Annotated in this window: 15 protein-coding genes; 3 read left to right on the top strand and 12 right to left on the bottom strand. The window is 68.8% G+C overall.

Going from position 1 to position 12,245, the window contains the following annotated elements:
- Nucleotide 1: 1 nt before the first annotated feature.
- Genes LYSHEL_RS15580 through LYSHEL_RS15525 form a run of 12 tightly spaced genes read right to left on the bottom strand, consistent with a single transcriptional unit; the run spans nt 2 to nt 9,095 of the window.
- The gene (locus tag LYSHEL_RS15580; RefSeq protein ID WP_213434953.1) at nt 2–604 is read right to left on the bottom strand and encodes a cysteine dioxygenase family protein; all 603 of its coding nucleotides are present in this window, start codon (nt 602–604) and stop codon (nt 2–4) included.
- A gap of 3 nt (nt 605–607) precedes the next feature.
- Complete coding sequence (metX, locus tag LYSHEL_RS15575; protein WP_213434952.1) at nt 608–1,756, bottom strand: homoserine O-acetyltransferase MetX; 1,149 nt, start codon at nt 1,754–1,756, stop codon at nt 608–610.
- Nucleotides 1,753–2,772: a tetratricopeptide repeat protein gene (locus LYSHEL_RS15570; RefSeq protein WP_213437882.1), complete on the bottom strand. Its 1,020-nt coding sequence runs from the start codon at nt 2,770–2,772 to the stop codon at nt 1,753–1,755. The genes metX and LYSHEL_RS15570 overlap by 4 nt, the downstream gene beginning before the upstream one ends.
- An 8-nt stretch (nt 2,773–2,780) precedes the next feature.
- Entirely contained in the window at nt 2,781–3,212 is a 432-nt protein-coding gene (locus tag LYSHEL_RS15565; protein WP_407075190.1) for a cytochrome c-type biogenesis protein, read from the bottom strand.
- 41 nt (nt 3,213–3,253) lie between these two features.
- Nucleotides 3,254–3,820 carry a DsbE family thiol:disulfide interchange protein gene (locus LYSHEL_RS15560; protein WP_213434950.1) on the bottom strand — a complete coding sequence of 189 codons (567 nt, stop codon included), beginning with the start codon at nt 3,818–3,820 and terminating at the stop codon, nt 3,254–3,256.
- Nucleotides 3,817–5,775 (bottom strand): heme lyase CcmF/NrfE family subunit, encoded by a 1,959-nt coding sequence (locus tag LYSHEL_RS15555; protein ID WP_213434949.1) that lies wholly within the window; start codon nt 5,773–5,775, stop codon nt 3,817–3,819. The genes LYSHEL_RS15560 and LYSHEL_RS15555 overlap by 4 nt, the downstream gene beginning before the upstream one ends.
- Nucleotides 5,776–6,261, bottom strand: coding sequence for a cytochrome c maturation protein CcmE (ccmE, locus tag LYSHEL_RS15550; protein ID WP_213434948.1), 486 nt, complete (start codon nt 6,259–6,261; stop codon nt 5,776–5,778).
- Nucleotides 6,258–6,449, bottom strand: coding sequence for a heme exporter protein CcmD (locus LYSHEL_RS15545; protein ID WP_213434947.1), 192 nt, complete (start codon nt 6,447–6,449; stop codon nt 6,258–6,260). The genes ccmE and LYSHEL_RS15545 overlap by 4 nt, the downstream gene beginning before the upstream one ends.
- Nucleotides 6,446–7,207: a heme ABC transporter permease gene (locus tag LYSHEL_RS15540; RefSeq protein WP_213434946.1), complete on the bottom strand. Its 762-nt coding sequence runs from the start codon at nt 7,205–7,207 to the stop codon at nt 6,446–6,448. The genes LYSHEL_RS15545 and LYSHEL_RS15540 overlap by 4 nt, the downstream gene beginning before the upstream one ends.
- 6 nt (nt 7,208–7,213) lie before the next feature.
- Nucleotides 7,214–7,882 carry a heme exporter protein CcmB gene (ccmB, locus tag LYSHEL_RS15535; RefSeq protein ID WP_213434945.1) on the bottom strand — a complete coding sequence of 223 codons (669 nt, stop codon included), beginning with the start codon at nt 7,880–7,882 and terminating at the stop codon, nt 7,214–7,216.
- The gene (gene ccmA / locus LYSHEL_RS15530; protein WP_213434944.1) at nt 7,882–8,514 is read right to left on the bottom strand and encodes a heme ABC exporter ATP-binding protein CcmA; all 633 of its coding nucleotides are present in this window, start codon (nt 8,512–8,514) and stop codon (nt 7,882–7,884) included. The genes ccmB and ccmA overlap by 1 nt, the downstream gene beginning before the upstream one ends.
- Nucleotides 8,515–8,555: 41 nt before the next feature.
- Entirely contained in the window at nt 8,556–9,095 is a 540-nt protein-coding gene (locus LYSHEL_RS15525) for a DUF3293 domain-containing protein (RefSeq protein ID WP_213434943.1), read from the bottom strand.
- Between the two features lie 121 nt (nt 9,096–9,216).
- Here LYSHEL_RS15525 and LYSHEL_RS15520 point away from each other — a divergent pair, with 121 nt between their 5' ends.
- The 3 genes from LYSHEL_RS15520 to LYSHEL_RS15510 all read left to right on the top strand — a co-directional run bounded on the left by LYSHEL_RS15520 (nt 9,217) and on the right by LYSHEL_RS15510 (nt 12,243).
- Nucleotides 9,217–10,365 carry a pyridoxal phosphate-dependent aminotransferase gene (locus LYSHEL_RS15520; protein ID WP_213434942.1) on the top strand — a complete coding sequence of 383 codons (1,149 nt, stop codon included), beginning with the start codon at nt 9,217–9,219 and terminating at the stop codon, nt 10,363–10,365.
- A gap of 35 nt (nt 10,366–10,400) precedes the next feature.
- Nucleotides 10,401–11,198 carry an amidohydrolase gene (locus tag LYSHEL_RS15515; protein WP_213437880.1) on the top strand — a complete coding sequence of 266 codons (798 nt, stop codon included), beginning with the start codon at nt 10,401–10,403 and terminating at the stop codon, nt 11,196–11,198.
- A gap of 94 nt (nt 11,199–11,292) precedes the next feature.
- The gene (locus LYSHEL_RS15510; RefSeq protein ID WP_213434941.1) at nt 11,293–12,243 is read left to right on the top strand and encodes an NmrA/HSCARG family protein; all 951 of its coding nucleotides are present in this window, start codon (nt 11,293–11,295) and stop codon (nt 12,241–12,243) included.
- The last annotated feature ends 2 nt before the right edge of the window (nt 12,244–12,245 follow it).

The following is a 12,245-nucleotide window of genomic DNA, read 5'->3' as shown; positions in this document are numbered from 1 at the left end:
GTCAGGCCGCTTCGTCGGTGGCGAGCGTCGCGTTTTCGCGCACGAACCATTCGCCCTTGGCAGGTACGAACTTCGAGCAGCACTCCATCGGCGCCTTGTAGATGTGCAGCGAGATGGCGACCTGGTCCGGGCTGGTGTTGCGGATGGTGTGGTACTCGTGCGGCGGGATCAGGCTGCCGGCGCTGCCGGGGCCCGCGTGCATGCCGCCGGCGGCGCGGAAGTGGAAGCGTTCGCCGTCGCGTTCGAGCAATTCGAACTGCGTGATTTCCAGTTCGCCGTCCCACACGCCTTCCACGCACCACAAGCCGGAATGGTCGTGCACCGGCGTGCCCTGTCCCGGGCCCCACGTCATCGCCACGACGCTGTAGCCGTGCTGCGGGCTGCGGTAGAGCTCGCGGCGCGCATAGTGGTCGACGATGGGCTCGTGGACGCAGTCGGGCAGCTGCACGTCGCGGTCCTTGATCATCCGGCACAGCGCGTTGCGCAGCGCGGAGGTGACGGCGTGTTCGTCCCCGGCCACGACGGCCTCGTCGATCGCGGCGACCAGCTTGTCGCGGCCACGGAAATCGACGTTGTGGAACTCGAGCTCGGAACACGCGTTCATGGGTCAGGCCCGGCGGGTGGACGCGGCGGATTGTACCGACAGGCCCGAGAGGAAATCGCGAACCGCCGGTCCGAAACGGGCAATGTCCACGAGAAACGCGTCGTGGCCCTGCGGGGACGGCAGCGGCAGGAACTCAGCGGCAGCACCGCCCGCGCGCAGGCCCTGCGCCACCTGTTCCTGCTGCTGGAGCGGGAACAGGATGTCCGTGGCCACGCCGATCGCCAGCGCCCGCTCCACGCGGATCCGGCCGAGGCCGGTCTCCACGGAGCCGTCGCCGTATTCGGCCAGGTCGAACCAGTCCATCGAACGGCTGAGGTAGAGGTAGCAGTTGGGATCGAAGCGGCGCACGAAGCGGCGGGCGTGGGCTTCGAGGTAACTCTCCACTTCGAATTCCAGGCCGAAGGGATCCTCGTCGTCGCGGCGGTCCGAATCCAGGCGCACGCGCCCGAAGCGGCCATCCCATTCCAGCGCCGAGCGATACGTGATCACGCCCAGCTTGCGCGCCATGCGCATGCCGGCTTCGGGATACGTCGTCTCGTCGTAATTCCCGTGGTTCCAGTTCGGATCCAGGCGGATCGCTTCGCGTTGCAGCGAGCGGATCGCGATGGAGAACGGCAACGCGCGTGGTGCGCCGGAGATGTTGATGTGCGATGCGGCCGATCCCGGATGCAGTAACAGGTACGCCAGCGCCACCATGCCGCCCATCGAATTGCCGATCACGCACGCCAGGCGCTGGATGCCGAGCGCCGTGACCACCGAATGCGCGGCGTTCGCGCCGTCTTCGATCGACAGTTCGGGGAAGTCGAGGTCGTAGCGCGCGCCGGTGGCCGGATCGATCGACGCGGGACCCGTCGATCCCTTGCAGCTGCCGAGCGAATTCACGCACACCACGAACCAGCGATTCGTGTCGATCGGCTTGTCGGGCCCGACCATCGCGTCCCACCAGCCTTCCTCCGGGTTGCCCGCGTTCGACGCGGCATGCGCATCGGGCGAGAGGCCGGTGAGGATCAGCACCGCGTTGTCCGCGGACGGCGACAACGTGCCCCAGGTTTCGTAGGCCACGCGCGCCCCGTGCAACGCGCCGCCGCGCTTCATCGCGAAGGGCGAGGGCAGGGCGTGGAATTGCGTGCCGGGGGGGATGAATTCGGTCATGGGCTGGCGCGTCCCAGGGTCAGGTCCACGGGCGATTTTGCCGGCAAGGTGACGCGCACGGGCGTCGAAGCGATATCGCCTTCCTGCGGCAGCGCGTCGCCCGACGTCGAGATGCGCGCGAGCACTTCCACTTCGCGCAACGCGGAGAGTTTCTGCGTCGGCATCGGGCTGTCGCCGTCGTCGAGCACGATGTCGAGCGGGAGGTCCTGCAGCGTGTGGCGTTCCACCGCGACCGGCATCGGCGGGCCGCCGGCGGCGCGCGCGATCACGAACACGGTGGCATCGCCACGCAGGCGCACGCGCGAGGCGAATTCGGGGTCCAGCGCGACACGAACGCGCAGGCCTTGGGACGGCGGTGCGGAGGCGACCGGCGTGGCTTCGGGCAGCGGCGCTTCACCGGCGGCAACGCGCGCGGCATTGATCTGCGTGCGCAACGACGCGGTCGTCGAGGCATCCACCACGGCGAGCAGCGGCTCCCACGTGCGCGCGGCTTCCGCGTCCTTGCCCGCCTGGCGTTGCGCGATGCCGAGGAACCAGCGCGCGCGCTGGTGTTGCGGCTGCACCTGCAACGCGGTTTCGAGCAGCGTGACCGCTTGCGCGTCGAACGTGCGGTTCGGTGCGGTCATGGCGCGCGCCTGTGCGGCTTCCACGAGCACGTCGGGTTCCTGCGGCGCCAGCTTCGCCGCGTGCGCGAACGCATCGCGCGCTTCGGTGAGGCGCTGCGAATTCGACAGGGCCTGGCCGAGCAGGCGCCAGCCTTCGGGCTGGTTGGGGTTCTTCGCCAGTTCCGCCTGCATCTGCTTGATCGCGTCGTCCAGCGTTTCGGGCATCGCGACGGTAGCCTGCGGTTCGAGCGCCGCCGGCGTGCCGACCACGCGATACAGCGCGAACGCCGCCACGGCGATGCCGACCGCGAACGCGGCCGCGATCCCGCGCGATTCGCGCAACAGGGGCCGCAGCAACAACGCGAGCACGACGAGAACCAGCACGCACGCGCACACCCAGAACATCGCCATCGGCGCCATCACCACTCCTGCGAAGCGTCGTCGGCGACGGGACTGGACGAGCGCCGGCGCACGATGCGCGCGACGACGAAGCCGCCGCCGAGCAGCAGCAGGCCGGGCCCGAGCCAGAGCAGCCACGTGCGTGTTTCCACGCGCGGGCGGTAGAGCACGAACTCGCCGTAGCGCGCGACGAGGAAATCCTTGATCTGCGCGTCGGTGCGGCCTTCGCGCATCAGGTCGAGCACTTCGTGGCGCAGGTCGAAGGCGATCTGCGCGTTGGAATCGGCCAGTGACTGGTTCTGGCACATCACGCAGCGCAGTTCGGACACGAGCGCGTGGAAGCGGGCTTCTTCGCGCGCGTCGCGGAATTCGAGCGGAGCGACGTCGGTGCCGACCTGGGCTTTCGCTTCGCCCGAACCCAGCGCAAGCGCGAGCAACAGGGCCGCGGTCACGGCGAACGCGGTGAACCCGATCAGCGCGTACCACAGCTTCCTCATCGCGCCGCCCCCGGTTGCGGATCGATCGCATCCAGCGCCGGCACCAGTTCGCCCTGGATCAGCGCATCGGTGAGCGGGCCCACGTGCTTCCAGCGGATCACGCCGTTCGCATCGACGAGGAAGGTTTCCGGTGCGCCGTAGATGCCCCAGTCGATCGCCGCCTTGCCTTCGACGTCGGCGACCACGAGCCAGTACGGATTGCCGAACTGCCCGAGCCAGCGCAGCGCGTCCTCGCGATCGTCCTTCCAGTTGAAGCCCACCATGCGCACGCGCTTGGTTTCGGCGAAGCGCGTGAGCACCGGATGTTCGTCGCGGCACGACGGGCACCAGCTGCCCCACACGTTGAGCACGAACGGTGCGCCGCGAAAATCGGCGAGCGTGACCGTGCGGCCGGGCTCGTGCAGCACGGGCAGCGCGAACGCCGGCGCAGGCTTGTCGATGAGCGGCGAGGGCAGCGCTTCGCGATCGGGATTGCGGCTCAGCCACACGCCGGCGGCGAGCAACAGCGCGAGCGCGGCGAAGATGGCGAGCGGGAGGAAGCGTGCGGCGTTGGGCTTGCTCATGCGCGCGATTCCGCGACTTGCGCACTCGTCTGCGGTGCAGGCTGCGTCGCGGCCTTGCGGAATCGCCGATCCGTCGCGGTCACGAATCCGCCCAGCCCCATCAGCGCCGCGCCGAACCAGATCCAGCGTACGAACGGCTTGTAATGCACGCGCACGGCCCACGCGTCGCCGCCCAGCGGCTCGCCGAGTGCGACGTAGAGATCACCGCGCCAGCCCGGCGCGATGCCGGCTTCCGTCATCACCTGGCCACCGCTGGCGTAAGCGCGCTTTTCCGGATGCAGCGTCGTCAGTTCGCGGTCGCCGTCGAACACGCGCACAGTGCCGTGGTCCGCTTCGTAGTTGGGGCCGCGGCGATGTTCGACGCCTTCGAATTCGAAGCGATGCGTGCCGAGCGCCACCGACTCACCCGGCGCGAGCGCGAGTTCGCGCTGCTGCGACAGGCCTTCGACCAGCAACGCACCGACGAGGAACACCGCCACGCCGGTATGCGCCAGCGTCATGCCGAGCATTTCGGCGGTGAACGCACGCCCGCGTTGTTCGAAGCGCGACCACAGGAAGCGCGCGGTGCCCGCCGCCACCCACGTCGCGCCCGCCAAACCGGCGGCGACTTTCCACGGCCCTTGCTTGGCGAGGAAGAACGTTGCGATGCCGACGCCGATCGCCAGTCCCGCCCACGGCACCAGCATCGCGAACGGGCGCGAGGCCTGTTCGCGCTGCCACTTCGTCAGCGGCCCGAACGGCAGCAGCAACACCAGCGGCGCCATCAGCACGGTGAACAGCAACGCGAAATAAGGCGGCCCGACACTGATCTTGCCGAGCGACAGCGCATCGGCGAGCAGCGGATACAGCGTGCCGATCAGCACCATCGCGCAGGCGGTGGACAGCAGCAGGTTGTTGGCGAGCAGCAGCGTTTCGCGCGAGCTGGCGGCGAACGGTGCGCCGTCGTTGTCGTCCGGCGCGCGCAGTGCGTACAGCAGCAACGAACCGCCGACGACCGTGCCGAGGAACAACAGGATGAACAGGCCGCGCGTGGGATCCGCCGCGAACGCATGCACGCTGGTCAGCACGCCCGAACGCACGAGGAAGGTGCCGAGCAGCGACAGCGAGAATGTGGCGATGGCCAGCAACAGCGTCCAGCCGCGGAAGCTGCCGCGCTTCTCGGTGACCGCCTGCGAATGCAGCAGCGCCGCGCCGGCGAGCCACGGCATGAAGCTCGCGTTCTCCACCGGATCCCAGAACCACCAGCCGCCCCAGCCCAGTTCGTAATACGCCCACCACGAACCCAGCGCGATGCCGCAAGTGAGGAAGCCCCACGCCACGTTCGTCCACGGCCGCGTCCAGCGCAGCCAGCGCGCATCGACCTTGCCGTCCAGCAGCGCCGCGATCGCGAAGGCGAAAGGCACCGAGAACCCGACGTAGCCCAGGTACAACATCGGCGGATGGATGATCATCCCCGGGTCCTGCAGCAGCGGGTTGAGATCGCGACCTTCGAGCACGGCCGGCAGCAGGCGTTCGAACGGATTGCTGGTGAACAGCAGGAACGCGAGGAAGCCCACCGCGACCAGGCCCATCACGCCCAGCACGCGCGCGATCACGACGTCGGGCAACGACTTGGAGAAGAACGCGACTGCGGCCGTCCACGTCGCCAGGATCAGCGCCCACAGCAGCAGCGAGCCTTCGTGCGCGCCCCACACGGCGGTGTAGCGATACACCAGCGGGAGCAGCGTGTTGCTGTTCACCGCGACGTACTTCAACGAGAAGTCCTGCACGACGAACGCATGCGCGAGCAGGCCGAACGCCAGTGCGACCAGCGCCCACTGCAGGTAGGCCGCGGGCCGCGCGACCGCCATCCACGCCACGCGACCGCGCTGCGCACCGGCGAGCGGCAACGCCGCCTGCATCGCCGCGACCAGCAGCGCCAGGACGAGCGCGATTTGTCCGAGTTCGGGCAGCACTTACTGCGTGGCCTGTGCGGCGGCGGCGTCCGCCGGCACGTCGTGCTTGCGGTGCGCGATGCCCATCTTGTCCGCCACTTCCTTCGGCATGTAGGTCTCGTCGTGCTTGGCCAGGACCTCTTCGGCGACGAAGGTGCCGCCGCGCATGCGGCCGGTGGCGATGACGGCCTGCTTCTCGCGGAAGAGGTCGGGGAGGATGCCGGTGTAGACGACGGGCATCTGCGCATCGCCGTCGTCCACGCTGAAGTGCGCTTCCATCGAGCCCGTCGCGCGCTTGAACGAACCGCCCTGCACCATACCGCCGAGGCGGAAGCGCGCCTGGCCCGACGACACCGCGTCGCCGGCCTTGCCCGTCAGCACTTCCGACGGTGTGTACAGATACGCGACGTTGCGCTGCAACGCATACGCGACGAGCGCGGTGGCGATGCCGGCGGCGACGACCAGCGCCAGCACGTACCAGAGGCGACGCTTGCGGGTGGGGTTCATTCGATGGAGTCGCTCTGCAAAGGTGTTCTGCTCAATTCGTTGATCTCGGGGCGCGCGGCGGCGCGCGCGGCGCGCAACTTCGCGGCGCGCAACTGCCGGCGCACGTCCAGCCGCGGCGCGATGAAATCCCACGCCAGCACGAGGCCGAACACCGCGTAGGCGGCGATGACGTAATCGCGGTAACTCATCGCGCACGCTCCGGGGCGCCGCCGGCCAGGCGCAGCACCCAGTCCTTGCCGGCTTCGCGGCGCAGGTTGTCGGCGCGCGCACGCATCAACAGCGAGCCGATGAACCACAACTTGGTGGCGATGATCATCGCGAACAACGGCGGCAGCATGCTCGGGTCCATGTGCGACTTGCCGAACAGGCTGATGGTCTGCCCCTGGTGCAGCGAGTTCCACCACACCACGGAATAGCGGATGACCGGCAGCAGCGCGACGCCGACGATGGCGAGCAAACCGGCCGCGCGCGCCGCGCTGCGGCGGTCTTCGATCGCGTTGTACAGGCCGATCACGCCGAGATACAGGAACAGCAGGATCAGCTCGGTGGTCAGGCGCGGATCCCAGTCCCACCACGTGCCCCACATCGGCTTGCCCCAGATGGCACCGGTGGCCAGCGTGATCACCGTGAACGCGGCGCCGATCGGCGCGCAGGCCATCGCCAGGATTTCGCACAGCTTGATGCGCCAGATCAGCGCGATCGCCGCGTAGAACGCCATCAGCCCGAACACGAACATGCTCATCCACGCGCTCGGCACGTGGATGTAGAGGATGCGGAAGCTGTCGCCCTGCTGGTAATCGGCGGGCACCTGGAACAGCGCGCCCCAGATCCCGTACGCGCCCACCAGCACGGCGAGCACGTACGCCACCGGCGCCCAGCGCGCGGCGAAGCGATCGAAGTAGGGCGGCGACCCGAGTTGGTGGAACCAGCGGACGAGCGGATGCATGGGCGGCTACGTGAGAGCGATTCGGATCGCCGCGGCTGCGGCGAGCGGGGCCAGTACCAGCGCCAGCACGAGGCCGGCGCCGAGGTAGAGCAGGGGCGCGAGGGCGTCCTGGCCCTGCGCCGCGAGCGCGACGCTGCCCGCGCCGAACACCAGCACGGGCACGTACAGCGGCAGCGCGAGCAGCGCGACAAGGATACCGGAGCGACGCATGCCCACGGTCAGCGCGGCGACCACCGCGCCCAGCAGGCTCAGGAGCGGCGTGCCGAGCAGCAGCGAGGCCATCAGCGCCGGGAGTTGTTCGCGCGGCAGGTGCAGCAGTTCGCCGAGCAGGGGCGTGGCGATGACCAGCGGCAGCGACGTGCTGGCCCAGTGGATCGCGGTGCGCACCAGCACCAGCCACGCCAGGGGCACCGGCGCGAGCATCCATTGTTCGAGCGATCCGTCCTCGGCATCGCCGCGGAACAGCGTGTCGAGCGCGAGCAGGCCCGCCAGCAGCACGGCGACCCACAGCACCGGCGCGGCCACGCGTTGCAGCGCCTGTGCCTCGCCGCCCAGCGCGAGCGCGAACAGCACGACCACCAGCAGCGCGAACAGGGCCGGTTGCAGCGCATCGCCGCGGCGGCGCCACAGCAGGCGCGAATCGCGGGCGAGCAGGGCGAAGGCGGCCTGGCGCATCACGTCGCACGCTCCAGTTGCAGCATGCGCGTGCGCACGGGCGGCGCTGCGTAGGCGCCGTGCGTGGTGAGCAGCGCCGCGCCGCCTTCGCGCAGGTGCGCCTGCACCATGCGGTTCACGAGGTTGATGCCTTCCAGGTCCAGGTTGGCGTAGGGCTCGTCGAGCAGCCACAGCGGCGCGGGCGACAGCCACAGGCGCGCGAGCGACAGGCGCTTCTTCTGGCCCGCGGACAACTGGCGCGCGAGGGTGTCTTCGTAACCGGCCAGGCCCACCAGCGCGAGCGCGTGCGCCGGCAGCTGGCCCTTGCGCCGGCCATGCAGGCCGCACAGGAAATGCAGGTTCTCGAGCGCGGAGAGGTCGGCCTTCAGCGCCGGGAGATGGCCGAGGTAGGCGATCGCGCGCGAGCGGCGGCTGGTGTCGGCCGCCTGGCCATCGATCTCGACGTCGCCGTGATCCGCCCGCAGCAATCCGGCCAGCACGCGCAGCAACGTGGTCTTGCCCGCGCCGTTGTCGCCTTGCACCAGCAAGGCTTCGCCCGCGTCGACTTCGAGCGCGAGGGGGCCGAACACCGGTTGTTCGTTGCGCGCGAAGCGCAGGCCGCGTGCGGCAAGCAGCGGCGGGGCGATGGACATCGGGTCGGTGCGAACGGCCGGGTTCGGCCGGGGGCGCCATTCTAGCGGCTGGGGACGCCCGATTTGCCCGGTTTGGGCTGGCCGGCGGGCGCGCGGGCATGGGCGAGCTGTCCGCACCACTCGACGAATTCGCGCGGCTTGGCCATCAGCGGCTGTTGCGCGTACATGCGCAGGCGGATCGCTTCGCCGCGGTTCCAGACCAGGGTGCCCAGCTGCCCGTAGCGCAGGGCCAGGCGGTCGAATTCTTCGTCCGGCATGTCCATCACCACCCAGCTCGGCTCGCGCCAGCTGCGGTTGGGGGCGGAGCAGAAGCCCGGGCGGAACGGCAGTTCGCTCGCGAGCAGGGCGGTGTGCAGGGCTTCGTCCGCGCGGCGATTCACGGCCTCGGGGCGCGGCACCGAATGCGGGTCCCACGCCGACAGCAGCCCGAAGTGCTGGCTCTGCGGGAAGAAGGCTTCGAGCTCGGGCGCGCGGTGGCCGATGCGCAAGGCACGCCATTCGCCGTCGAGTTCCCAGCGGTATTCCGCGGCGTGGTACGCATCGAGCAGGGTCGCGATGCGCAAATCGTTCTGGAGGGACATGGCGGGCAGGTTTAACGCATGGGCTGGGCTCCGTAAACTCCGGTGAACGCATCGGCGCCCTTTGCAAACGATTCCGGCACCGATCCTCACGAGTCCGCCACCACAAGCGCACGGAAGGCCCATGCACATCGACACCAAGCTGCCCCGGGTCGGGACGACCATTTTCACGGTGATGTCCCAATTGGCCATGGAGCACCAGGCGGTGAACCTGGGCCAGGGCTTCCCGGATTTCCCGGTGCCCGACCTGCTGGTCGAATCGCTGGATCGCGCGATGCGCGCCGGCCACAACCAGTACGCGCCGATGACGGGCATCCCCGCGCTGCGCAGCGCCATCGCGAACAAGACCGAGCGCGTGTACGGCTGGCGCCCGGATGCGGATCGCGAAGTCACGGTGACCTCCGGTGCGACCGAGGCGATCTTCGATGCCATCCACGCCGTCGTGCGCGCGGGCGAAGAAGTCATCGTGCTCGACCCGTGTTACGACTGCTACGAACCGGCGATCGACCTCGCCGGCGCGCGCGCGGTGCACGTGCCGCTGGATCCGCGCACGTTCGCGCCCGACTGGAACCTGGTGCGCGCCGCGATCACCCCGCGCACCCGCATGCTGATGATCAACAGCCCGCACAACCCGTCGGGCGCGATGCTGTCGCAGGCGGACATGGCGGAAGTCGCCAATATCCTGCGCGACACGGAGATCGTGCTGCTGTCCGACGAGGTGTACGAACACATCGTGTTCGACGGCGCGCGCCATGAATCGGTGCTGCGCTACCCGGAGCTGCGCGAGCGCGCGTTCGTCATCTCCAGCTTCGGCAAGACCTACCACTGCACGGGCTGGAAGATCGGCTACTGCATCGCGCCGCCCGCCTTGTCCGCCGAATTCCGCAAGGTGCACCAGTACAACACCTTCTGCAGCTTCGCCCCGGCGCAACATGCGTTCGCCGAAATGATCGAACGCGACCCGGCGCACTACGACACGCTGGGGGCGTTCTACGAAGCAAAGCGCGACCACTTCGCCGCGCAGTTGCGCGAGACGCGCCTCGTGCCGCTGCCGGTGCCGGGCGGGTATTTCCAGCTGGTCGATTATTCGGCGGTCAGCGATCTGGACGATCTCGCGTTCTGCCGCTGGCTCACCACCGAGCATGGCGTCGCGGCCATCCCGCTGTCGCCGTTCTACGAAACGCCGCCGCCGGGCCAGCGCCTGGCGCGCCTGTGCTTCGCGAAAAACCAGGCCACGCTCGACGCGGCCATCGACCGGCTGCGCAAGCTTTGACGCCGCCTTCGCAACCCATGGAGCACTCCAAGGCGATGCAGGACCTTCGAATTTCCCTCGTGCAGGGCGACACGCGCTGGCACGACCCGGCAGCGAACCGCGCGTACTACGGCCACCTGCTCGCGCCGCTGCATGGGCAGACCGACCTCGTGCTGTTGCCCGAAACCTTCACCAGCGGCTTCAGCAACGACGCGATCGACCAGGCCGAAACGATGGACGGCCCGACGATCGCGTGGCTGCGCGAACAGGCGTACGCGCTGGGGGCGGCGGTATGCGGCAGCGTGCAGATCCGTGACGGCGACGGCGTCTACAACCGCCTGTGCTTCGCCACGCCCGAAGGCGCGCTGCACACCTACGACAAGCGCCACCTGTTCCGTTACGCGAAGGAACACGAACGCTACGCCTCCGGCCGCGACCGCCTCACCATCGACTACATGGGGTGGCGCATCTGCCCGCTGGTCTGCTACGACCTGCGCTTCCCGGTGTATTCGCGCAACCGCTACGACGTCGAACGCGCGCAGGGGCTGGACTACGACCTGCTGCTGTACGTGGCCAACTGGCCCGCGGCGCGTTCGTATGCCTGGCGCACGTTGCTGCGCGCCCGCGCGATCGAAAACCTGTGTTTCGTCGCCGGCCTCAATCGCGTCGGCACCGACGGCAACGGGCTGAAGTACGACGGCGAGAGCGCGGTCATCGATTTCCTCGGCCGGCCGCTGAGCGAATGCACGGACGAGGAACTCGTCGTCACCACCACGCTGCCGGCACGGGAATTGCTGGCGCATCGCGAACGCTTCCCCGCGATGCTCGATGCGGATGCATTCACGCTGACCTGAGCGGCCGCTGCAACGATACGTTGCAGCCATGCGTGGCCGCACCACGGGCATTTGTGGCGTTCAATGCGGGAACTCCCCAAGGGAATCCCCCGCAATGAACGAGAAGCAATTGATCGCCGTCGTCGGTGCCACGGGTGCGCAGGGCGGCGGCCTGGTGCGCGCCATCCTCGATGATCCCAATGGCGGTTTCCGCGTCCGCGCCCTCACGCGCCACGTCGACGGCGAGAAGGCGCGTGCGCTTTCGGCCGCCGGCGCCGAAGTGGTCGCGGCCGACCTCGACGACGAAGCCAGCCTGGAAAACGCGCTGCGCGGCGCGGACGGCGCGTTCTTCGTCACCAACTTCTGGGAACACTTCTCGCCCGAGAAGGAATACGAACAGGCCCGCAACCTGGCGCGCGCGGCGAAGGCGGTGCGCGTCAAGCACGTCGTGTGGTCCACGCTGGAAGACACGCGCGAACGCGTGCCGCTGGGCGACGACCGCATGCCCACGCTGCAGGGCAAGTACAAGGTCCCGCACTTCGATGCGAAGGGCGAGGCCGACAAACTGTTCGCCGAAGCAGGCGTGCCCACGACCTACCTGCGCACGTCGTTCTACTGGGACAACCTCATCCATTTCGGCATGGGCCCGAAGCCCGGCCCCGACGGCACGCTGCAGTTCGTGCTGCCGATGGACGACGCGAAGATGCCGGCGATGGCGGCCGAGGACATCGGACGCAGTGCGTACGGGATCTTCAAGGCGGGCGATCGCTACATCGGCAAGCAGGTGTCGATTGCGGGCGAACATCTCAACGGCAAGGAGATGGCCGCGGCGCTGACCAAGGCGCTGGGACGCGAGGTGAAGCATGCGGCGGTGTCGCCGGCGGACTATCGCGGGTTCGGGTTCCCGGGCGCGGACGACCTGGGGAACATGTTCCAGTACTACCGCGATTTCGAAAGCGAGTTCCGCGCGCCGCGGGACGTGGAGGCGACGCGCAAGTTGAATCCGCAGCTGCAGTCGTTTTCGCAGTGGCTGGAGAAGAATGCTTCGAGGATTCCGTTGGAATAACC

Source organism: Lysobacter helvus (genome assembly GCF_018406645.1).
GTDB lineage: Bacteria > Pseudomonadota > Gammaproteobacteria > Xanthomonadales > Xanthomonadaceae > Noviluteimonas > Noviluteimonas caseinilytica.
This window is presented reverse-complemented; position numbering and strand designations above follow the sequence as displayed.